Source organism: Paenibacillus favisporus (assembly GCF_040545415.1).
Lineage (GTDB): Bacteria > Bacillota > Bacilli > Paenibacillales > Paenibacillaceae > Paenibacillus_AQ > Paenibacillus_AQ favisporus.
Genome location: NZ_JBEPLV010000002.1, coordinates 751,462 through 772,442, shown reverse-complemented (window position 1 = coordinate 772,442; position 20,981 = coordinate 751,462). Strand labels below are relative to the sequence as shown.

General features: G+C 45.9%; 20 protein-coding genes and 1 pseudogene. 2 read left to right on the top strand and 19 right to left on the bottom strand.

Annotation, left to right across the window (positions count from 1 at the left end):
• Positions 1 to 66 precede the first annotated feature (66 nt).
• The 7 genes from ABID47_RS11545 to ABID47_RS11515 all read right to left on the bottom strand — a co-directional run bounded on the left by ABID47_RS11545 (position 67) and on the right by ABID47_RS11515 (position 7,001).
• The gene (locus tag ABID47_RS11545; protein WP_354496778.1) at positions 67 to 1,077 is read right to left on the bottom strand and encodes a stage II sporulation protein P; all 1,011 of its coding nucleotides are present in this window, start codon (positions 1,075 to 1,077) and stop codon (positions 67 to 69) included.
• A gap of 137 nt (positions 1,078 to 1,214) precedes the next feature.
• Positions 1,215 to 1,535 carry a hypothetical protein gene (locus tag ABID47_RS11540; RefSeq protein ID WP_354496776.1) on the bottom strand — a complete coding sequence of 107 codons (321 nt, stop codon included), beginning with the start codon at positions 1,533 to 1,535 and terminating at the stop codon, positions 1,215 to 1,217.
• Positions 1,536 to 1,843: 308 nt separating this feature from the next.
• Positions 1,844 to 2,410: a YdhK family protein gene (locus ABID47_RS11535; RefSeq protein WP_354496774.1), complete on the bottom strand. Its 567-nt coding sequence runs from the start codon at positions 2,408 to 2,410 to the stop codon at positions 1,844 to 1,846.
• 361 nt (positions 2,411 to 2,771) lie between these two features.
• Positions 2,772 to 4,106 (bottom strand): ISL3 family transposase, encoded by a 1,335-nt coding sequence (locus ABID47_RS11530; RefSeq protein WP_354496772.1) that lies wholly within the window; start codon positions 4,104 to 4,106, stop codon positions 2,772 to 2,774.
• Between the two features lie 19 nt (positions 4,107 to 4,125).
• The gene (locus ABID47_RS11525) at positions 4,126 to 5,313 is read right to left on the bottom strand and encodes an MFS transporter (protein ID WP_354496770.1); all 1,188 of its coding nucleotides are present in this window, start codon (positions 5,311 to 5,313) and stop codon (positions 4,126 to 4,128) included.
• A gap of 75 nt (positions 5,314 to 5,388) precedes the next feature.
• Positions 5,389 to 5,664 (bottom strand): ArsR/SmtB family transcription factor, encoded by a 276-nt coding sequence (locus ABID47_RS11520; protein WP_425281307.1) that lies wholly within the window; start codon positions 5,662 to 5,664, stop codon positions 5,389 to 5,391.
• Positions 5,665 to 6,104: 440 nt separating this feature from the next.
• A complete protein-coding gene (locus ABID47_RS11515) occupies positions 6,105 to 7,001 on the bottom strand; it encodes a TetR/AcrR family transcriptional regulator (RefSeq protein ID WP_354496768.1) in 897 nt (298 codons plus the stop codon).
• A 247-nt stretch (positions 7,002 to 7,248) separates the two neighbouring features.
• Here ABID47_RS11515 and ABID47_RS11510 point away from each other — a divergent pair, with 247 nt between their 5' ends.
• Positions 7,249 to 8,691 carry a DHA2 family efflux MFS transporter permease subunit gene (locus ABID47_RS11510; protein ID WP_354496766.1) on the top strand — a complete coding sequence of 481 codons (1,443 nt, stop codon included), beginning with the start codon at positions 7,249 to 7,251 and terminating at the stop codon, positions 8,689 to 8,691.
• Here the strand turns inward: ABID47_RS11510 and ABID47_RS11505 are convergent.
• A complete protein-coding gene (locus tag ABID47_RS11505; RefSeq protein ID WP_354497299.1) occupies positions 8,624 to 8,977 on the bottom strand; it encodes a TetR/AcrR family transcriptional regulator C-terminal domain-containing protein in 354 nt (117 codons plus the stop codon). The genes ABID47_RS11510 and ABID47_RS11505 overlap by 68 nt on opposite strands.
• 485 nt (positions 8,978 to 9,462) lie before the next feature.
• Between ABID47_RS11505 and ABID47_RS11500 the strand changes: the two genes are divergently transcribed.
• The gene (locus ABID47_RS11500) at positions 9,463 to 10,002 is read left to right on the top strand and encodes a methylated-DNA--[protein]-cysteine S-methyltransferase (RefSeq protein WP_163877623.1); all 540 of its coding nucleotides are present in this window, start codon (positions 9,463 to 9,465) and stop codon (positions 10,000 to 10,002) included.
• A gap of 280 nt (positions 10,003 to 10,282) precedes the next feature.
• Here the strand turns inward: ABID47_RS11500 and ABID47_RS11495 are convergent, their stop codons facing one another.
• The 11 genes and pseudogenes from ABID47_RS11495 to ABID47_RS11445 all read right to left on the bottom strand — a co-directional run bounded on the left by ABID47_RS11495 (position 10,283) and on the right by ABID47_RS11445 (position 20,976).
• A complete protein-coding gene (locus ABID47_RS11495; RefSeq protein ID WP_354496763.1) occupies positions 10,283 to 11,797 on the bottom strand; it encodes an alpha/beta hydrolase family protein in 1,515 nt (504 codons plus the stop codon).
• A gap of 145 nt (positions 11,798 to 11,942) precedes the next feature.
• Entirely contained in the window at positions 11,943 to 12,716 is a 774-nt protein-coding gene (locus tag ABID47_RS11490; RefSeq protein ID WP_354496761.1) for an ABC transporter permease, read from the bottom strand.
• Complete coding sequence (locus tag ABID47_RS11485) at positions 12,709 to 13,629, bottom strand: ABC transporter ATP-binding protein (RefSeq protein ID WP_354496759.1); 921 nt, start codon at positions 13,627 to 13,629, stop codon at positions 12,709 to 12,711. The genes ABID47_RS11490 and ABID47_RS11485 overlap by 8 nt, the downstream gene beginning before the upstream one ends.
• Before the next feature lie 140 nt (positions 13,630 to 13,769).
• Entirely contained in the window at positions 13,770 to 14,702 is a 933-nt protein-coding gene (locus ABID47_RS11480; RefSeq protein ID WP_354496757.1) for a sensor histidine kinase, read from the bottom strand.
• A gap of 1 nt (position 14,703) precedes the next feature.
• Positions 14,704 to 15,420: a response regulator transcription factor gene (locus ABID47_RS11475; protein ID WP_354496755.1), complete on the bottom strand. Its 717-nt coding sequence runs from the start codon at positions 15,418 to 15,420 to the stop codon at positions 14,704 to 14,706.
• Positions 15,421 to 15,620: 200 nt separating this feature from the next.
• Positions 15,621 to 16,061 (bottom strand): NUDIX hydrolase, encoded by a 441-nt coding sequence (locus ABID47_RS11470; protein WP_354496753.1) that lies wholly within the window; start codon positions 16,059 to 16,061, stop codon positions 15,621 to 15,623.
• Between the two features lie 211 nt (positions 16,062 to 16,272).
• Positions 16,273 to 16,389, bottom strand: a pseudogene (locus tag ABID47_RS11465) (MerR family DNA-binding transcriptional regulator); the annotation flags it as partial.
• Position 16,390: 1 nt separating this feature from the next.
• Complete coding sequence (locus ABID47_RS11460; RefSeq protein ID WP_354496751.1) at positions 16,391 to 16,702, bottom strand: SDR family NAD(P)-dependent oxidoreductase; 312 nt, start codon at positions 16,700 to 16,702, stop codon at positions 16,391 to 16,393.
• A gap of 352 nt (positions 16,703 to 17,054) precedes the next feature.
• Entirely contained in the window at positions 17,055 to 18,434 is a 1,380-nt protein-coding gene (locus ABID47_RS11455; protein WP_354496749.1) for an ABC transporter substrate-binding protein, read from the bottom strand.
• Positions 18,415 to 19,794: an ABC transporter permease gene (locus tag ABID47_RS11450; protein ID WP_354496747.1), complete on the bottom strand. Its 1,380-nt coding sequence runs from the start codon at positions 19,792 to 19,794 to the stop codon at positions 18,415 to 18,417. The genes ABID47_RS11455 and ABID47_RS11450 overlap by 20 nt, the downstream gene beginning before the upstream one ends.
• A gap of 42 nt (positions 19,795 to 19,836) precedes the next feature.
• Positions 19,837 to 20,976 carry an efflux RND transporter periplasmic adaptor subunit gene (locus ABID47_RS11445; RefSeq protein ID WP_354496745.1) on the bottom strand — a complete coding sequence of 380 codons (1,140 nt, stop codon included), beginning with the start codon at positions 20,974 to 20,976 and terminating at the stop codon, positions 19,837 to 19,839.
• Positions 20,977 to 20,981 lie beyond the last annotated feature (5 nt).

Sequence of the window (20,981 nt, the reverse complement as noted above, 5' to 3'; positions counted from 1 at the left end):
ATTCATATAGGCGCCAAACAAAAAAACCGATCTGGCATTGCCAGATCGGTTAAAGGTATTTATCTATCAAGACACAGTCGAACCATGATCTTCATGCCAAATCTCATGAATGACATCAGCCAAGATGGAGATCGTACGATAATTCTCTCGCAGCATATTCTCCACTCCTCCTATTTCTATCAAGGCACTGGATTCGACAAGGGATTGATTATATTTACCATTACCACTCGAATGATCCTTTTGATAAATGCCTTTGGAGATTCCTGGTATCCTTTTGTTTAGTTTATTTTGAATCCTAGTGGCAAATTGCATTGTTTTTTCCCAGTTTGAGTTATCCCTTCCGACCACAAAATATAATTGAGCATAATCAACATTGTTGAATTGGATCGTTGTACGATTTTTAGACTCTGAATCTCGATGGATATCAAACACATATTCGATAGATTTATGGTTAGACAGTTCCTGAGTGAGTGTAGCCTTGGAATATACATATGATTTTGCGTAATTAAAGTTATGGATTTCACTGGCGTAATCTTCGGTGGATTGAATGACACTCATGCCTTTTGCCGTTAACTTAGAAGCCAAATCTTTTCCTAATAAAGTAACATTGATTTTTGCGTCAAACGCCTGACTTGGATTCTTCTTCCCCTCGAGTTCTGGCAGCCAAGATTCCCGGTTGTGCGTATGGTAAATAAGGACCTGAGGTGGACCTGAATGAACCGGATTACTCTTTTGGGGCAACTTCTTCGTAACTGGAGTAGTAATTTGATTCTTTGTAGCTAACCTTGTATTGGCCTGATTCGTATCAGATGGCAGATTGCTTTTATCTTGTTTCAACGCTTGGGGCGTTGTCACACTTTTAGATGAAGGGGTTGTCTTTAATGAAGACGTAACCGCTATAGTTTTTTGGCGGCCCGTTTCGATGAGCGGATCATTTATTTTCACCTGATGCTCAGGTACCTCTTTCATGGGTAAAGGGGGGGCATCCATATACAACGGGATGATTTTTAAGGAGATAATGAAAGATGCTAGGAATGTAAATACCCCTAGTCCTTTAAATGCAGTTGGTTTTGGCATGTAGTTCTCCCTTTCTTTATTGTTGTGTGTAGTCTATTTTTATTCCGTATTTTCATAGAATAGAACAGACGACACATTCCAAAGTAAAGAAGGGAAACCATCCGAAAGGAAGGATATCCTTCCTTTCGGGAAGATCTTTATTTGGTTCCATGAACCAGAAGGGACTCTCCAGGAATTTCTATTCCTCGCTTTCCTTCATAGGGTTCGAAAGCCTCCTTGATTTTCAATATCAACCGAGATCGTATTTCATCATTAATACTTACCAACCCCTTACCCATCATGCCGGATGCCATCTCTTTTTGGTGTAGAAGCAGCTCCTTGATCGATGAAATCCGCTGAAGGTGCCGAACGGAGCGGATGTCGACATTTTTAAAACCAGCTCTTTTAAATATATCACTCAAATTTTCTGGATTTGATAGCGAAAAAACCTTAATTGTTTCCTCCCTGGGTAATGCCAACCCTGTTACCTCTTGCAATATTTGCATAGGAAGGCTAAGTGCCGGGTTATTTTCAGCATTAGACCATACGAGCGCAGCAAAGGCCGCCCCAATATTCTAATAAGAACCCATTGGTATAACGTCTACCTGAGGATGTATTGTTGAAAAAGAAAGCTCCACCTAAAGGTGGAGCTTTCTCCTATTCGGTAACATCCAAGATCATCATCAGACTGCCACCGTCTTGTGCACGTCTTCAAATGGTCCACCGTGAATATGCATTGGTTGGATATGATGCCACATGGACATCACTCTTTTGCTTCAAAACTTTTCTATTTAGAAAGTTCACTTTCGACTACCCATTGATGATTCTTAACGGGGTTTCCTCCTGTACTTGGCGTGTAGTCAACCATATACACCGTTGTTTTTTCAGCAGAGTCAATGGTGCCCTCTGCGCCTTTCATACCTTCCATGTGATCAGCCTCAATGGTCACCTTAGTTCCTGGTTGCAAGGGCTCACTACCCGCATCCTTTATTTCCTCCTGGATAATCCACTTGTGATTGGGAACGGGTTCACCTCCAGTGGTTGGAGTATACGTTACAGCATAAGCCACTGTGTCGTAGGCACCGACCACTGTAGCCTTGGCTCCATCCATGCCTTCCATATGCTTGGCATGGATCACAACCTCATCTCCAACTTTATATGTGGGATTTTGAGCTTCTTTTAACCCTGCAGGAACCTCACCAGAACCCGAATGATTCATGCTGCCCATATCCCCCATATTTGAATGGTCGCCGCCCATGTCCATGTTCGTATTATTGTTTGCATTATCCTTGTTTCCACACGCACTTAGCACCAGGATTGCTGCAAGGCTAATAAAAATGAATACTTTTTTCACAGTTTGTCACACACCTTTGCATATTTTTATTTGGATTGAATCCTCAGCTTCCAAACATTCTACCCAAAACTTATGAAGAACTTGTGAAGGCTGCCCGGACCACTCTCAAAAACTCTGCCCGGGGCAGAGTTTAGAGGACAACCTTATTCATTCAATGTTTGCTTTCGTACAAAAATCTGAATATACCCTAGACAAACAAAAAAGAGAAATCATCTCACCATGGATCCAGTGCAATGACATCTCTTTTTGACTATTAAAAGCCGGCTATGGGGCGTATGCCTGTTGCCGTAAATTGTGAGAAAAACCAACGGAAAAATGTTGATGCATCAAGGCGTGTTTTCATATTTAATGAGAGGAGACCTTATAATTCGTCCTTCACCAATTTATCGATCAAGGTGGGCAAATCAATTCCCAGGAAGATTATTTCTTCTGGCTCACGAACAACTTCAATAGTTGGCTTATTAAACATCGGGAAGTTTTCCTCCTGTAGATGGTAGCTATCAAACTGCCTCTGGTACTTGGGTTTGCATTGCTTTCTAAGTCCCTCTGTAAAGAGTATCTTGGCTCTTAGGGCCTCAAAAGAGTATCCCCTTCTTAACCGATTAATGACTCGAATAAGGCGAATTAGAGATTCCGTATAAGCATCTGGAATGCGATGGTCGAAATAAGCGAATATTTCTTCTTCCCAGTTCTTCATAGCCCTTGTCAGTGGTTCAAAAGCGGACTGCAGTTCCGTTGGTACTTTAGCTTTCCATTCGTTGTATTTAAGAAATGCCGTTTGTCTGCTATCACATTCCCAAATATCCAAATATGATTCCTTTAAGTCATAAGCAGTGACGAGAGAAGGAAGATTCTTTGTCCAAAGGTCTAGCGTAATCCTATCCTTCTCTGTAAGCTCTATATCCCGTTTTAAGAGGATAAAACGGCCTGGCATCAGCCCGCGGCGTTCTTTTGGCGATAATCCTTCAAGGATCTGCTTACGAATGGTTTCTAACGCTTGGTTTGCCATACGGACAACGTGAAATTTATCTACGATGATAAGCGCTTTTGGCAATACAGCCCTTACGGCGTCTTTATACGGTTGCCACATATCCATAGTGACGTATCGAATTTGTCCTATATTTGGAAGGCGTAAGAGGTAATCTACAACGGTTTCCTTGTTACGATTGGGCAAAACATCCAACAAAGTACATTCCTCAATGTTGGTTACAACGCATCTTGGTTTAATGATGTGAATTTCGTCAATCCCAAGCCAATTGGGAGTTTCATATCGATGCGTTTCTCTAAGACGGTTGATGTAATCACGAAAGATGTTGCGTATTGTTTTTTCATGCAATCCAACATCCTCGGATATGCTAACAAACGTACGTTTAATGCTTTGCGTCTCTATATAAGACAATAATCGTTTGGTGCAGTTTCGCTTTTTGTCTATGGTGTGGTCTAAGTGTTCCCAAAAGGTTCGATTGCAGCCTCTACAGCAATATCTCTGACGCTTTATGAGAAGGCCTACACGCTTGCCGTGAAGAGGCAAGTCCATACAAATCTGTTCCCTGCTATCATGTTTGTAGAGGTTGGCTATACATCCACAATGAGGGCAAGCCAAAGGTGGAGAGTTCGTCACCATTTGAATTAGGAATTCAAATTCATTCTCACAAATACTTAGGATGTTAAATTTCGGAAGATTCAGAAAATCCATATGAGTTCCTTCTATGCATTTATGATGCAATCTCCTTCTTTGTTTTCGCTTGGCTGGTCAAAATACCGCTGAATATGAAAGATAACAATGAACCGGCAAAGCATATAGCCGCAAACATGCCAACGGCGGAAAAACCGTTAAAAGCCGCGTAAATGAGGCCAGCGATCCAAGACCCGAGCGTTGTCGCAGCATACATGATTGAATTGGCCAAGCTGGAAGTCGTGCCGCGGATGGTTGGATGTAATGAATTCAACATTCCCAATATTAGGGGAAAAGCGATCCCCATGTTAACGAATATGAAAAAGTAAACACTTTCGAAAGCCGCAACCGATGGCAAGTGAGGCAAAACAATAAAACATGCGATAGAGACAAGAAAGCCCACAACTAGCGTATTGAAACGGTTAAACGTTTTGATCACATAGGCACCGCCGAAGCTTCCGACTATATTCCCGAGACCAAGAAAAAACATCACGTACCCCGCTTGATCAATTGAAAGATGAAAGCGATCTGTCACCCATTTTCCAATGAAAGAAAAGGCAGCAAAGAATCCACACTGAAATAAGAAGTGAGCGAGGAAAGCCATTCTCGCCATTCGGCTGTTCAATAAGGGGATGTATCTACTGAAGATCGGAGTCTTGGTTATGGTTTGTTGGCCATGATTTGGTTTCATTTCGGGCAAAGCGTAGAAGATGAATACCGCCACCAATAGTGCACATGCACCGATTGTAAAGAAAGGATAATACCAATGGGTTGAGGCAAGCAGACTTCCAATAGGGATGCCGAACGCTTGGGAAGCAGCTAAGCCTGCCATGACGATTCCTGATACTTTGGCTATTTTTGGTGTTGGAAACAGAGCAGGGATCGATGCCCAGACTTGAGGCGCCGTAAATGCTGCGCTGACTCCAGCTAAAAAACGGAATACGAACATCGACCAAAAACTTGTGGCAAAGCCGCATAATATGGTTGAAACCGAGAAGCAGACCATGCCAAAAAGCATTACTTTTTTGCGATCCCATCCATCGGAAAGCGGTCCAGCGATTAATGCGAAAATGGCATAACCTAAAGCATAAGCCCCAACCATCCAACCGGAATATTCCGTTGGAATATGAAACAAGTTCTGAAGCGTGGGGATGAGCGGAGAAATTAAAAACGTATCTGTACCGATAACAAACATGATGAGGAAAAATAAAGTAGTTAATTTGATCATTCTATTCACCCTTTATAATTTAGTTCCATTGTTCAATGATTATTGAACTAATGAAGAAAAAAAGAGAATTTCTTTCTACAACGTATCCAGAAATCCGGGTAAGTAAGTTTGAAATGTTTCCAAATCGATGCTCATATACTTCGCTTGAGCTTCCTTTCGTACCTTGATCAATTTCGCCTCCTTTAAAGTACGCAAGTGATACGAAGTATTTGATTTCGTAGTATCGCGAATGTGGCCGACTTCTCCACAATTCATCTCATTCTTGCTGATGTATAGATTTCGAATAATGTCCAATCTTGTTTCATCGGCTAACGCCTTAAATATTTTGACTCTGAGCTCATCATTTATCATTTTTTGAGTAGTCATAAAACCATTGTACTAAGATACCGCTACAAATCAAGTCCTTAGATAATTACCACCATATTCTCCGATTTTTAAGTGAAATGTTGTTTTTTGAAATCCTCATCAATTATGAAAAAATGGACTAGACCCCAGCTCGACTAGAAGTGGATTTCACAATCCTTCCCCCCATAAATAAGTATGGCTCCCGACAACGTATTGTTGTCCAAATGAATTGAATTCAGCAAACCATATTAATATAAAAAGAGACAGCTCTTTGTCCGCTGTCTCCGTCAGGCTTCTCCAAGATTGAGCTCCAATCATACAACGCCGATTTCAAATTCGGGCAGCTCCGCAAGTACATTCCTCAAGCCCATGTACAAGTGCGATTCTGTGTCTCGATGGAATGTTATTCCGAAAAAATCTCCTTACTGGGAAAACGGACTCTATCTTTACGGATTCAAATCTACAGGATAAAACCCTAGCTTTTTTAATGTATTCAAATAAATTACCAATTCATCAGTATTCATAATACTTTTTATATTCATTAAAGATTTCAAACAACTTGAAATTACGGCTTTCCGCGGATTCTCAGACATTGCTTCATTCTGTACAAATTGTAACAAATCAAGGGCTTGCTGTTTATTATCGTTATTCGCAGGAAGTTTCTCAATTAATTTTTTTAAATTCCCAGTACTTAACATGAGGTCATTATAAGGGAAATCTACTTGTCCTATGCTAAGAAAAGTCTGTTCAAAATCTTCAATATTAAAAAGTCGTATACGCTTATGTTTGAGTAATGGAAGGACTTCATCTACTAGATTAAAACAATAATTGCAAATTTCAATCATGGGTTTGGGTTGGATTTGAACATTATTTATTTCGTTGGCATTGTGCAGAATCCCCGTTAAAAAAATGGTAGCATCCGCAATATAATCCCGATATTCCGGGTAAATCTGCTTCATTCTTGTGAAGAACCAATATGCCCATTGTTGCCTGATCTGTTTTAAGAAAGCAATAATTTCATTATCGTTGGAAACTAGAGCGTCCATGAGCAAGGCATCGACTTTTTTTTCTATGCGATAGTTCATCATAACTTCTAACTGACGAATAAAGATATGTTTGTTCGTTTCATCCTGTCCGATTAAAAGTTGATCCCGCTCTACATACATTTTTTCTTCGGAATACACAAGTACATCCCTAAATAGTTCTCCTTTGGTTTGAAAGTGTTTATAAAAGGTTCCTCTTGAAATATTGGTTTGGTCAAGAATGTCCTGGATCGATGTGGCATGATAACCTTGTTCAATAAAAAGACGGAGAGCCGTCATTAATATATCGGATTTTTTCACCTGCACCATTATCATCCTTTCTGTTAACATTATACACCATATACTAACTGTTCAAATATATACTCCGAATATATTTAGTGATTGATTTTTTGCTCAATCAAGTATAATATAGTCCAAGTAAACTATGAGTTCAAAAATATACTTGTAGTATAGAAAACACGAAATCCGTAGCTCATATCGCTGTATCGATAATGCTAGGCACTGTAATGGGTGTCATTTATTCCATTCGGGATAGGAGGAAACCAACATGGAGAAAGAACAGTCTCTTCCAACGTTTAAACGGACTATACTTGTGGTCGTTATGCTTGCAGGTGCATTTGTTACCATGTTAAATCAGACGCTCCTCAATACTGCTTTGCCACAAATCATGAAAGATCTATCCATTTCCGCTAATACAGCTCAGTGGTTAACGACCGGGTTCATGCTTGTCACTGGAGTGTTGATTCCGGTTTCAGCTTTTCTAATAGAAAAATTTTCAACAAGAAGACTTTTTATTACGGCCATGTGCCTGTTTGCGTCCGGGACATTGATGGCTGCTATAGCACCAAACTTTCCTATTTTAATATTCGGTAGAATTCTACAGGCGGTAAGTGATGGGCTCATGCTCCCTTTAATGCAAACGATCTTTTTAATGATTTTTCCTGTTAAACAACGCGGGTCAGCAATGGGTATGGTGGGACTGGTGATGGCTTTTGCTCCTGCGATTGGACCGACACTTTCCGGTTGGGTTGTTGAGAACTTTTCATGGCGGGCACTCTTTTATATGATTTTGCCAATTGCTGTACTTATAATCATTTTTGCTTCGTTTATGCTTGAAAATGTTACGAAAGTGACTCGTCCAAAAATTGATATCATGTCCATTATTTTGTCCTCCCTTGGATTTGGAGGATTGTTGTATGGCTTCAGCAGCGCAGGTAATCATACCTGGAACAGTTCAGAAGTGGTCATTGCTTTGAGTGTCGGTACGGTCGCTATTGGTTTGTTTATTAGGCGGCAGTTGACTGTTGAAAAACCGATGCTTGAGTTCAAGGTGTTAAAAAACTGGACCTTCTCATTGACCTTAGTCATCGGTATGGTCGTTATGGTGACGATGATCGGCGTAGAGCTTTTTCTTCCGCTTTATATACAAACGGCAAGAGGCTTTACGCCGCTTGAATCGGGTTTGCTGTTGTTACCTGGTGCGATTGTGATGGGGGTTATGTCGCCGATTACCGGGAGGATCTTTGATAAGATTGGAGCACGACCGTTGGCTGTGATTGGTTCGGTTATCTTAGTAGGTATGACATTGTTGTTCAGTAACATAACCGCTTCTACGCCATACATCTATATGATGGTAATTTACGCCATACGAATGTTCGGAATATCTCTTATGATGATGCCAGTCATGACGGCTGGATTAAACCAACTGCCTGACCATTTGATTCCACATGGAACCGCAATGAGTAACACGTTAACGCAATTGGCCGCTTCTGTTGGAGCAGCCTTGCTGGTTTCGGTTATGACAAACAATACAGCGGCTGCCGTTCAGCAACACCTTCCCAATCCAATGATTCATGGGGTCTCAGCTGCCTTTACGTTCTCCACCGTTTTGGCATTCTTTGCTTTAGTATTGTCATTCTTTATTAAACCGATGAAAATATCACAGAAAGAGAATACAAAAGACGAAAGCCGTTCTGCTGCTGAAAGCTAAAACGGGTCTGTGCGCTGCCAAGCGCATAAAAGTCCGCGAACTTCGCGGACTTTTTGGCATTTATATGAGGAGAATTTATCCTTATCACTAAGAGGTAACGCTTAATAATAGAAAGCATCCGTTCAAGAAGGGAAACATAGTCCGTAGCTGTCGGCATGGTCTGCATCAGGAGCTGTGCAGAACAAGGAAAGGGCTGTAGTTGTTTCCTGAAATTCACACCCAACCGGAATAGCTGTTCGCTCCAATCCCCATTGTCCTGAAAGGCCGACAAGATGCGTTTTACCACTTCTTCGGCCAAAACGTGAAAGATCTGCTGTTTGCTTTTAAAGTGCCGGTATAAAGAGGCAGTTATGATTTTCTCCCGCAGCTTAGATCTGCATATCCGATTAGATGCTCTCCATCATGAATGAATACACTGACGGCCCCTTAAGCCCGGTCTTATCCCTTCCCTATGACGCTCGAGCAGAGAGCATCGTGGCGTATGCTTGCCCAGCTATACACCTTATCAATAATGGGCTTGATGTGGCTCTTTTCTATAAGTTACTTTTTAATCGACTATCTATTCCATAGCCACCTGGTTATGGCTCTGTCCCATCATTTTTTCACAAATTTAGAACTAACTTATCGCCTATTATTTTTTCGATCAACAACTTTTCCACTTTTATTTTCTATACTTAGTCTCTAAAATGAAAAATTGAGGGATCTATTGCTTCTAGGAAACGTCGAGTGAAATTATGAATTTCTAAACAGTGTCAATCATTAGGAGGAATTATGTATTTTTCGACAACATATTCATCACCTTTAGGTTTAATTACTATGGCAAGTGATGGCCACATGCTCTCGGGTTTATGGTTCGAAGGACAAAAGTACTTTGGAGGCACTATACATGCTGAAATGACTGAAAATATGAACTTATCCATCTTCAACAAAACAAAAATTTGGTTGGAAAAATATTTCGATGGAAAGAAACCAGCGGTCTCTGACCTCCCACTTGCTCCAAACGGTGGGGATTTCAGAAAATTGGTTTGGAATATTCTTTGTGATATTCCTTACGGTGAATATATTAGTTATGGGCAGATTGCAAAAATTCTAGCTTCAAAAATAAATAAAGCAAGTATGTCAAGCCAAGCAATAGGTGGAGCTGTGGGTCACAACCCTATATCCATCATTATACCGTGCCATAGAGTGGTGGGTGCTTCTGGGAGTCTAACCGGTTATGCCGGTGGTCTGGATAGAAAGTATAAACTTCTTCAGCATGAAGGTGTGGATATGACCAAACTCTCTATACCCCGAAAAGGAACAGCACTCTAAAGTATTCAGGAAATAAACTACGCAACAGAAAAACACTTCAGTGTAGCCATAACCGCGTCAAACCATTATGCTGCGACCGTTTTTTGGAACAGGGAACGGTCGTTTAGCTTTATACTAATCACATTATGGTATCGAGCCAATTGGCTTATGTAAGGCTGGGAAACCCGAAATCTTTCCCACTCAACTATGGGCAATTGAAAGTACAGTTTAAATTAAACTGTACTTCCCGTTAGCTTATTTAACCTGAGAATGTATTAATGACGATGCGACCTCTGGTACGTTAATGGGTCAGTTGCAGCTTTTTTAATTGCGGATGCTTGTAAGTTAAGGATTCCAATGCATTTTCAGTTTCATCCATTAAATGCTGGTCAAAAAACGCCAACGTTACGGATTTCGTAATTTCAAGGCATTTTTCCGGATCGATCTTCCCGCCTAGTCCTAAAAGCTCGCGAAGCTGGCGGTTGCCGATAAAGAGGCCCATATCCGTGAATTCCAAGTGGCTGCTGCCTTCGATGTGATAGAAATTGCCGGACTCTATTAGAACATCTATTAGTCCTAAAATATTTTGCCGCGCATGTTCGTAATCCTCGTTATAAGCTTTCTCGTTACCTCCATAGGGCGCCAGCGCTTTTTCCCGCATCTCGTCAGGAATATGGTTTATATTTTTCATCATCAGAGGTTCCCGATTTTGAATCAATCGTGTATTTTGATCACTGGCCAGCATGAGAAAGGGGGCCATCTTCGAAGTGTCACGAGGCGTAATATAGACGTCACCGTCCAAATCAATGGCAGCTTTGATTCTGCTGTCGTTCAACGCCAAGTTGTAAGCGGCAGATCCGCCAAGGGAATGTCCTATAGCCCCGATTTCGTTCAGATTCAGCTTTCCTTTAAAGTTGGAGTCGATTTTCCCTTCGTTGAGCTCGTTCAAGCTTGTGATCACGAATTCGGAATCGTCGGCCATAATTTGGGACAGGGCCGCTGTGGCCTCGCTCGTATCAAAGGTTGCCGTAGCCTCGCGGGCTGAAACCAATCGATCAGGTAACTGCGTGACGGAAGAAATATAAGGATGATCAATCGCTGCAACGATATACCCGTGACTTGCCAGATCTTCGCACTGGGACGTCTGGACTTCGACCGAGGTTCCGGCTCCATGGGAAAACAGGATCACCGGATAGCTTGGTTCTTGATCGGAGAGCGGCAGGCCTTCTTTTCCATTCGTTGTAACCCGGCTAAGATGCTGAAACAAGAAGGTGGGAATTCCAAAGCTCCCGATAAACGACTTTACATATGCCGGAGATTGATGAAAATAAGAAGCATAAGGTGCAGTACGGTCTTTCTCGGCTGGATAGTAGACTTTCACCATCAGCTCACGCTTTTGAGAGGGTGGATCCAGAAAAGGATCCGGGCGATTGGCATCGACCCAATTGAAGTATTTCACGCCCACCTCATAGCTTCCGGTCGGTTTGGGAAGCGTAAATACCGGAAAAACGTACGTGAGGATGGCAGTCAAAAGGAGCCCTGCCGCGGATAAGATCAATAGGGCAGCTTTTAACGGAGGCGGGCTTTTAAAAGTAAAACGGCCGCTTGATTTAACCCATGCATACAACGTAAGCAGGACGACATACGCGTAGGAGAAAATCAGTTGAAAACGGAACCCTTCTACGACTCCGTGAAGGCAGAGAATCACCAGATTCACTCCTGCAATACCCAGCCAAACTTTCCTGGAACGCTTGCGAAACACCAAAAATAATGTCGATAAGTTCGCCAACAGCAATATGATTTCATAGGTTCTCATATGATAACTCCTCTTCTACAACTCTTCTACAACTCTTCTAAATTCCTATTAAACTTCGATCTTCAAGCTTTCAGAGGCATGACAAAACAAGCGTGACCTCCATAGTCCGCATCGATTTCTTCCTATGCCGATCTAAACAGGGATTTCACGAACCGCTGTGCACGTCCGCCCGCGTGTAATACACGAGAGAGAAAGCCAATGAAATCAGGAACAGAGAGATTAAGGTGATCATCGCTGCACCTGCGTACGGATTGGTACCGCCTGCATAAGCAATGTTCTGGGCGAGTTGACGGACCGGCCAATAGGGCGCAAGCCAGGGGAATAAGATCGCGCCTCGGCTGTGGCCGATCACGCCGATCACGGTGACAATCGTGGCGAAGATGCCGACGACCGTGACAGGAACGATGCTTTTGCCGGCTATGCTCAGTGCAGCCGCAACGGGTACGGTACCGAAAGACAGCAAGCAAACGAACACGTTCATCCGCACGCCCGACCATAGCAAGTCGAGGTCCACGCTGCCGCTGATGGCATGCAGTATTGTCGTTACGGTAACGGTCGCGCAAGACAGGATCGAGCTGATTGCGATCAGCGTGAATACAACTGCCAGCTTGGCGGCGAAAATCCATGCCCGGGAGACCGGATAGATGAACAGTTGGTTGATTGTGCGTTCCTGGTATTCCCGTGCGAAGATCGAACCCGTCATCAGCGCGAAGATGGACGGCCCCATCATGACAAGCATCATCCCCTGACGGTAGAACATGTCCTGTATATCCAGTCCAGCCTGTTCTCCGTTTAACATCACGCGCGGTAAAAATGCGAAGAAGGAGATCAGGTTCGATGGAAGAGCACCAATGATCACCATCCACCATATTTTGGTATTTTTTAGCTTGAGCCATTCGGCGGAAAAGACGTTAAACAAGCGGATCCCCTCCCGTAAGCTTCAGAAAATAGTCCTCCAGGCTGTCACCGGCGCGCTTGATCTCCTCAACGGCGATGCCTTCGCCTGTCAGCGTCCGGTTGACCTTGGAGGGTTCATCCAACATTTCATACAGACGAAGCACCCCAGGCGCTGCCACGAGGTAATCGGATACCCCGAGTCTCTGCTCGAGGATATAGGCGGCGCGTTTATCGTCGCCCACCCGAATCTCCAGGTAACGTCTCGATTTCCGCTGCAACACTTCGTAATCGACCTCCTCCAGCAGCCGGCCCCCATGGACGATGCCGACCCGGGTTGCCAGCTGTTCGATCTCGCCAAGCAGATGGCTGGAGATCAGGAATGTGATGCCGCGCTGCCGGGCGAGATCCAGAAACAGCTGCCGCACCTCCTTGATGCCGGCTGGATCAAGACCGTTCGTCGGCTCATCCAACACGAGAAATTCCGGATGATGAAGCAGCGACCGGGCAATGCCCAGGCGTTGCTTCATACCGAGCGAGTATTCCTTGACCCGCTGATTTCGCGCGCCCAGCAGACCGACGGATGCCAGCACCTCGTCGATGCTCTCCTTGTTGCCCATTCCCATCAGCCGCCGATGCACTTCCAGATTGTCGGCCGCGCTCAGATTGAGATAAAAGCCGGGATATTCAATGATGCCCCCGATTCGCGCCATCGTCTCGTTCCTCCCGGCGGTACTCGAACTGCCGAACCAGTCGATCTCACCGGCGGTTGGACGAATCAGTCCCATAATCATTCGCAACGTCGTCGTTTTGCCGGCCCCGTTCTGTCCGAGAAAACCGTAGATGTCTCCCTGGCGAATATTCATATTGATGTTCTCAACAGCCAATTTATTCCCATATCGCTTACTCAGGCGATGGGTTTGCAGTACATAGCTCATGGGTGTCGCTCCTTTCAAAACCTAGGATACCGCGAAATTCTAACAGACCTTTATTAAATTTCTTACAAATCTCTTAAATAAGGAGGAAAGAGCTATGCATGGGGAGCGGTTGCCGGTTGAGGCAGCGAGGGAAAGCGAGATTATTGTCCTTGTCGGACGGAAAATGAAATTACTGTTTTGATGTTGGGTGAGCTCGCGGCAGTGATCCGGCCGCCTAACTTCTCGACGAGATTTTTCGCGATCGTTAGCCCCAGGCCGGTGCCCTGCAGCGCCGTATTGCGGGAAGCCTCACCCGTATATAACCGCTCGAATATGTGAGGCAGATCGGTGGCGGGAATCCCTCTGCCGCGGTCCCATATATCGATCCATACCTCGCCGGCTTCATCCCGAACTTTAACGCCGATCTCCCCGCCTTCCGAGCCGTACCGGAGCGCGTTAGAGAGCAGGTTGTTCAATATCCGGGTCAGAAAGGAGGCGTCAGCCATTCCGTATACAGGCGTCTCGGGGATCTCGATCGTCGGAGTAATGCCGGCTTTGACGAACTGGGGATAAAACCCGGCCAATGCTTCCCGCACGCTCTCGGCCAAGTCCATACGGCGCAGATCAGGCTCCGACTCGTCCGATTCCAGCCTGGCGAGCTCGAAGAAGTCTTGCAGAAGGTCCAATAATACGCTGCCTTTTTCCGAAGCTATTCCGAGAAAGCGTTCACGCTCCTTGGCTGAAAGCGTGCCGTCGCACCGAAGTGCCTCCAAGTATCCGAGAAGAGCGGTTAGCGGCGTCCGCAGATCGTGCGAGATATTGGCAATCATTCGCTTGCGCTCCTCTTCGAGGAACCGGGTTCGTTCATACGTGCGTTGAAAATAATCTACCATCCGATTCAGCTCGCCCCCCAGATCCGACAAATCCCTGTTGGATGTGACGCCCCGGTAACGCATATTCAGATTGCCCGTTCGGATTTCCCGCGTGGCACGTATCAGCTGCCTTAACTCTAGACGTAGGCGGAAATGCCTGTGAATCAAATATATACCCGCTATGAAGTTGATGATCAAAAGAATAGCGATCGTGATCAGCATATTATCTCCTCTCGCCCAGCTTATAGCCGAATCCCCATACAGTTTGGATGAAGACGGGGTTGGAAGGATCCGGCTCGATTTTTGTGCGCAGCCTGTTAATATGGACCATAACGGTGTTGTCGTCGGATATGCTCTCCTCTTCCCAGACAGCCTGGAAGATTTGAGCCTTCGTGAATACGCGGGAAGGATGGGACAGGAACAGTTTAAGGATCGCGAACTCCTTGGCCGTCAGTGTTTTTTTCTCGCCTGCCACGGTGACTTCGCAGGTCGCAGTATCCAGCGCGAGATCGCCCCAAGCGAGCATCTCCTTCGCATTCTTCGACTCGGAGGAAGGATTGAAAATCGTGTAACGGCGCATCTGGGCCTTGACCCTGGCAACCAGCTCACCTATGGTGAAGGGCTTGGTCAAATAATCGTCAGCACCAAGGTCGAGCCCAATGATTTTATCGGATTCGCGGTCCTTAGCCGACAGAATGATGACGGGTATCGTGCTTTTGGCGCGAATTGTGCGCAGCACCTCGTGTCCTCCCGCGCGCGGGAGCATCATATCTAGGACAACAAGCTGGTACTCGGAGCTTCCATGGCCGCTGAACCGCTCAATCGCTTCTTGACCATCCGTAACGGAATCGACATCGAAGCCATCTTTGCTTAGGTAGGTGGAGACGAGTAAATTGATCTCGGCGTCGTCTTCGACGACCAGAATGCGTATTGGATTCATAATTACCCCCTTAGGTTAGTACGAATTGTTCTTTTACATCCAAATATCACCATAAACCTATTATCTATCATAACCTAACAACAGTGTAGCATAAGCATGCTCCCCCGCCGTGTTAGTTGAGTAAAGCCAGCCGGTCAAAGTGATCGGCTGGCTTCTCGTCTTTATTGAGCTATCGTTTCCCGTTACTTCAACAAACTGTATTAAGAATTGTGATTAATAGTTCCTCTGAGTACATATGGTGCTGATAATTTACCAGTTATTAGTCCCTTGAACTCACTTGGTATATGTATGTATTCTTCTGCTCTTTGAGGTTCCATCCAAGTTACTTCCTCAATTTCTTCTGGAAATGAAATATTTATTTCTCCACCAATTACTTTCCCTCTAAAGGTAAAGAAAATTGTATGATGTTCCCTATCTACAAAAAACGCTTCACTTACACTGAAAATACCATTTATTTCAACCTCTAAGCCCGTTTCTTCTTTTACCTCACGAATAGCAGCTTCTTCAAGTGTTTCTCCCCGTTCTACTGTTCCACCAGGAAGTGTATAGTAGGAAGTTTTCATACCCTTGTTTTTGACCATCAATACATTTTTTCCTTGTTCATCAAAGAGAAGCACGTAGGCAACATCTACTCTTTTCATTTAATAAATCCCCTTCTCGAAGAAATGTGAATTATCAACAATTCGTTACTTTATTTGAACTATCCTGCCCGTTAGCTTAAAAGGCGATGATGCTGAATATATTAATACCTTGTCTGTTATTAAACTTCAGTTTCTGCTTCTTGTGCTTCATGATTTCCTTATTCTTCGACTTCTCTGATACGTCGGTAAAAGGTCGTCCTCTTCATATCGATCGATGCCCGTTTCGTTTTCGGCCTGCATAAGGCAGCAGTCCAATTTTCTCATAATATCGAATTGCATCTTCCGTTAAACCTGTTAATTCTGCAGCTTGCTTTATGGAGGTTACAATCTCAGCTATTGTAAGCTAGCAAATTGAAACGTGCGAATTCGGATTCGGGATCACTATTCATTGTTAATGAACCGAGGCCACTTGATAGGTTGACAATTCTACCGCTTGGAGATTTTTTTAGTAAGGGAAGCATTGCTCTCGTCACTGCAAACATGCCGAAAAAGTAAGTCTCAAAGGTTTCTTTTAAAACAGACAACTCCAGTTGACTGGGGGAAATGCCTCTTTCCAATGATACTCCAGCGTTATTTATCAAAACGTCCAGCGACCCAAATTCTTCTTCAATCTTCCTGAATGCTTGCCGTTTCGTATCCAATACCTTTTTTAGCTCCGGTAATCAAAACGGTACTACTCGGTCAGTTACAATGGTTCCGCAAAAAATGATTTCCATCCTAATTAATTCAAGTTCAATACATATTCCCCCTAACTTTGATCCTAAAAAAAACAGCCACTCCTTAAGTGGCTGTCATAGACCGGCAAGAAAGAAACGTTCCTTCTGCCTAAATATAAAAGCCCTGAGAGTGAGTCCTACCCTCAGAACCCTAATGTAATCGTTAAAAATTACTAAAAAGCAAGATTATTTTTACAGAAACAGAATCATAACCTAAAGTTCATCAACAATAAAGGGATGCCCGTAGTAAGGCCGCAGTAAGGCCGTTTCCGTTCTTCTATTCTTGCAAATACGTCTCTACTTTTCCTTTCACAATGTTGGCCACTTCTTTCGCGGTTTTCTGTCCACTGAAGAAAGCCATCGATTCCTCTAGAACGATATTGCGGATTCTCAGATCGCCTTCGGCATAAAAAGCCGCATTTTCCAGATAAGCTTTGATCTTCTCCACGTTTTCCGGAGCAGGCGCTTGCAGCGATACGGCCTGGCCATCCACCGTAGTGCCGCCCGCTCCATCTGCGCCAAGTTGATCCAATCTTTTTTGCTCGGCATTCTTATTGACGGAAAATCCCATCAAGTCGCGGGACGACTGCACTTCCTCGGACAACAGATACAAAATAAAATCCCAAGCTGCTTCTTTATGTTCGGATTTGCTGTTGACGGCCATCTGCAAATCGGAACGGAACGAGGCGCCGCGCGTTTCATTCTCGCTGGGCAGCGTATAGTAATGCGCCTGGCCCTCATACGCCATCTGCGTGAGCATAAACAAAATTCGCTCGTCATACTGGCTGACTCCGAAGGTCTGGAAAATGCCCAAATTCGCGTCAACACGATCTCCCGTCACCAATTGATCATCGTAAAACGACTTTTCCAGGTTGAGCAGATCAATAATGGCCTGAGTATCGATCGTTTTGTTCTGCGTGTCGAACAGTTTGCCGAAGCTGCTTTCCAGCATCCGGTTGAGCAGCTTGTCGGGCGGCATATTGACGAAAGCATACTCGCCCGCCTCCGTGATCTCCTCCGCCGCTGTCTTGAAATCGTTCCAAGTCCATTTAGAGTCGTCGATGTTCGTCCCCGCGATAGCGGACGAGTTGCCCATGAGGAAGTTCAATTGCACCCGAATCGGGATCGTATACAATCCGCCGTTGTACTCCAACGCCTTGAACAGATTGGTATAATATTGGCTCGGGTCGAAGCCGTTTTGCTCATTCATATATCCGTTTAAATCTTCGAACAGCTTTTTATCGGCATATTTCTGATAGGGCAAGCTGCCGTCCATGGCGATTATATCCGCGGCGTTCCCTCCCATCAATTCCGCATTGATCGAATTGACGAACTTCTCGTCGTCTTGCGGATCGGGCTTTCCGCCGATGACCGTTTTACCGTTCATGGTAGACGCGGCCGAATATTCCTTGATCTCGATCGTTACGTTCGGATTGGCGGCTTCATACTGCTGTTTCGCCAGATCCAGCAAACGGCTGGATTGTTTGATGGACATCGTCAGCGTAACTTGCTCCCCGTTGTTTACAGGCTCGGCCGTGCTCCCGCTGCCGGTGCTCGTACCGGCTGGCCTCTCCTTTGTTCCGGAGCAAGCAGTTAATGCGAGAACCGACACAATGACAAATGCTAGCAGTAAGGGTCTAACTCTCCTGGTGAACATTCGAAACTCTCTCCTTTTTCAATTGAGAATGATGATGAGCAGACAGGAACAGCACGGCGGTTACCGCAAAATCCGTCCACCCGACGGTATAGTCCATCCCCGATAACCGGATTGCTGCGAACGAAAGCGCCGTCGCCCCCGCCATCAGCAGCGCCAAGCGTTCCAAGTTTGCCGCTGGCGGCGATGGATGAAGGGCCGCCAATCGTATGCCGATAAGGAACGACGGCAATCCGAGCAGCATTCCGGCGAGAAACAAAAGGGTCACGAAACGATCGGCCGCCGCTGCCAGTAATTCGCCGGATGACGGCACATATCCGTATTGCGCGACCCGTGCCTGCCACAGCGACTTGATCTTATCCGCGTAAAAGCGGAGATCGATGAGTTGATCCGGCAGCCAGTCGGACGGGATTTGAAAGCGAAAGCTGACGATCAACCAAACAGCGGCTATACAGGCCCCCCAACCCGCAATTGCAGCGCCGAAAACGGCGACCTTCGCTCGTTCGGTACGGATAACATCAGTCCAGTTGGCCATTTCCATTTTTTCCTTGATGAACGTTCTTGCGGCTCCGACATTCGCCATTATAAGCTTGATACACAGCAGTATGGCAATGACGCCATAGACAAACCGCATGAGCAAACTCCATTGCGACAGAGCGGCATCGATCGTCTTCATATTGGTTATCTCATACCTGTCCGCCCTGTGGCCGATCGACTGCAGGGCGCTATGAATTCCCTGCTCATCCTCGATCGCCGAATTCGGATCCATGGCGAGTTCCAGCGTTTGAATCGTCAGGTTGGGACGGACGGCCAGCAGCGCGCTGACAGGAACAATAATGTCCGGTACGCCGTCATCCGACATTTGCTCCAATACCGTTCCCGAGCCGTCATACATCCCGATTACTGTAAACGGCGTGTTCCCGATATCGATCGAACGGCCCACAACATCCCTGGAGCGAAACAGCTTTTCGGCGACATCCGCATGGATGACAGCGACCCGTCTGCCCAATTCGACCGCTGAGGAATCGAAGAACGATCCCGACCTGATCTGAAGCTGATGAAAGTCCTGGTATCCTGCGCTCACTCCCACAATATCCGCACTCGCAGCAGGAGCAAGATCTCCATCTGCAACCTCCGTCATTCGCGCGATCGCGGTTAACGGCAGCGGGCTCCATCTCTCGCCGAGCCGTCCAAACTCCGCCAATGACAAGCCGCCGTCCGCTGACTCGACATTTCGATTCACAATCCATTTGTTCGTCCCGACGGCACCATTCAATTGCTGCCAGCTGCCCTGCACCGATGATATCCATTGGCTGCATAGCAGCATAGTGAGCATTCCGATTGCCGTTAATAGCGTTGCCAATCGTGATACCAGATCGCGTCAACCCCTTTCCCATCGCTGCCGTCATCCATCCGCCTGCAGCACCCGATCCCCGTCAGCCACCGGTTTGTTGCTGGAGACAACGACCCTGTCGAGCAGCGTGACTCCGCTAGCGATCGCGACGGATTCCTCGTCCGCATCGCCGGCTTCCACATAGGCTTTTTGCAAGTAATATTCGGTCCCGAGCGTCCCTTTTTTCTCCTGCACCACCAACACGTAACTTCCGTTCTCGTCTTCTCGGACAGCGCCGGCCGGCAGCAGGGCGGCGGGAGAGGAAGACTTTTTGGAGATGATAAACTCTCCCCGCTCCCCGCCCTGCAATCGCTTGTCCCGAAGCGACAGCGAGATTTCCTTCAGACCTTCGCGACTTTCGGCTGCATCGGCTCCCGCAGCGGCGGACGAAGCATCCCTGACTTCGATGATTTTCGCTGGTATCCGTGCGTTCTCGAGTGCCGGAAAAAGCACTTCCGTTTGATCCCCCGCCTGTATATATCCGGCCATGTCTGCCTCGATTGAAGCTTTGAGCGTCAATCCCTTCGACAGATCGGCTACGGTCACCGCAGCGGTTCCGCCGGCAATCGGCGCGCCTTTCACTGCGTTCAGCTCCGTGATGACTCCGTCCACCGGCGACTTCAGTACGGCGAACTCGTCCAGTTGCCGTCTCAGATTGTCGATTTGCCTCATCTGAATTTGCAGATCCAGCTTCGCGCTTTCGATATCCCGCGACAGACTGCGCTTTGCCTCATCTTCCTCATTTTGCGAAGCTTTCACATAACGATCCTGAAGCTCCTCCTGGCTCAATTGCCTCTGCCTGTAGCGGGCTTCTTGGTCTTTCAACAGGTTTTCTGCGTCTCTCGTTTGGAAGGTGATGATTTCGTCCCCCTTTTTTACGTGATCCCCGGCTTCCACCTTCACTTGGTCAACCGGCCAGGCCATTTCCGTATACAGAGAATGCGATTCGGCCGCTTCCACGAACCCCGAACCGCGCACTTCATGGCTCAGTAAGCCCTGTTGCGGCTGCACCCATCTCACCTGGGGCAGGGACATATTCAACAGCGTATTGGAGAAGAAAGTAAGTCCCACAAGGGTGACGGTGAAGACGATAATCGCCCTCCTCACTCCCTTTTTGCTGGAGCGTCCTTCCGTTGCCACTGTCATTTCCATCTATT

Bases quoted from the DNA above. Each gene is read 5' to 3' on its own strand.
- ABID47_RS11510 (WP_354496766.1), top strand. From the start codon at position 7,249: ATGGAGAAAGAACAGTCTCTTCCAACGTTTAAACGGACTATACTTGTG.
- ABID47_RS11445 (WP_354496745.1), bottom strand. From the start codon at position 20,976: ATGGAAATGACAGTGGCAACGGAAGGACGCTCCAGCAAAAAGGGAGTG.
- ABID47_RS11470 (WP_354496753.1), bottom strand. From the start codon at position 16,061: ATGAAAAGAGTAGATGTTGCCTACGTGCTTCTCTTTGATGAACAAGGA.
- ABID47_RS11525 (WP_354496770.1), bottom strand. From the start codon at position 5,313: ATGATCAAATTAACTACTTTATTTTTCCTCATCATGTTTGTTATCGGT.
- ABID47_RS11500 (WP_163877623.1), top strand. From the start codon at position 9,463: ATGTATTTTTCGACAACATATTCATCACCTTTAGGTTTAATTACTATG.
- ABID47_RS11455 (WP_354496749.1), bottom strand. From the start codon at position 18,434: ATGTTCACCAGGAGAGTTAGACCCTTACTGCTAGCATTTGTCATTGTG.
- ABID47_RS11520 (WP_425281307.1), bottom strand. From the start codon at position 5,664: ATGATAAATGATGAGCTCAGAGTCAAAATATTTAAGGCGTTAGCCGAT.
- ABID47_RS11480 (WP_354496757.1), bottom strand. From the start codon at position 14,702: ATGCTGATCACGATCGCTATTCTTTTGATCATCAACTTCATAGCGGGT.
- ABID47_RS11545 (WP_354496778.1), bottom strand. From the start codon at position 1,077: ATGCCAAAACCAACTGCATTTAAAGGACTAGGGGTATTTACATTCCTA.
- ABID47_RS11475 (WP_354496755.1), bottom strand. From the start codon at position 15,420: ATGAATCCAATACGCATTCTGGTCGTCGAAGACGACGCCGAGATCAAT.
- ABID47_RS11530 (WP_354496772.1), bottom strand. From the start codon at position 4,106: ATGGATTTTCTGAATCTTCCGAAATTTAACATCCTAAGTATTTGTGAG.
- ABID47_RS11485 (WP_354496759.1), bottom strand. From the start codon at position 13,629: ATGAGCTATGTACTGCAAACCCATCGCCTGAGTAAGCGATATGGGAAT.
- ABID47_RS11495 (WP_354496763.1), bottom strand. From the start codon at position 11,797: ATGAGAACCTATGAAATCATATTGCTGTTGGCGAACTTATCGACATTA.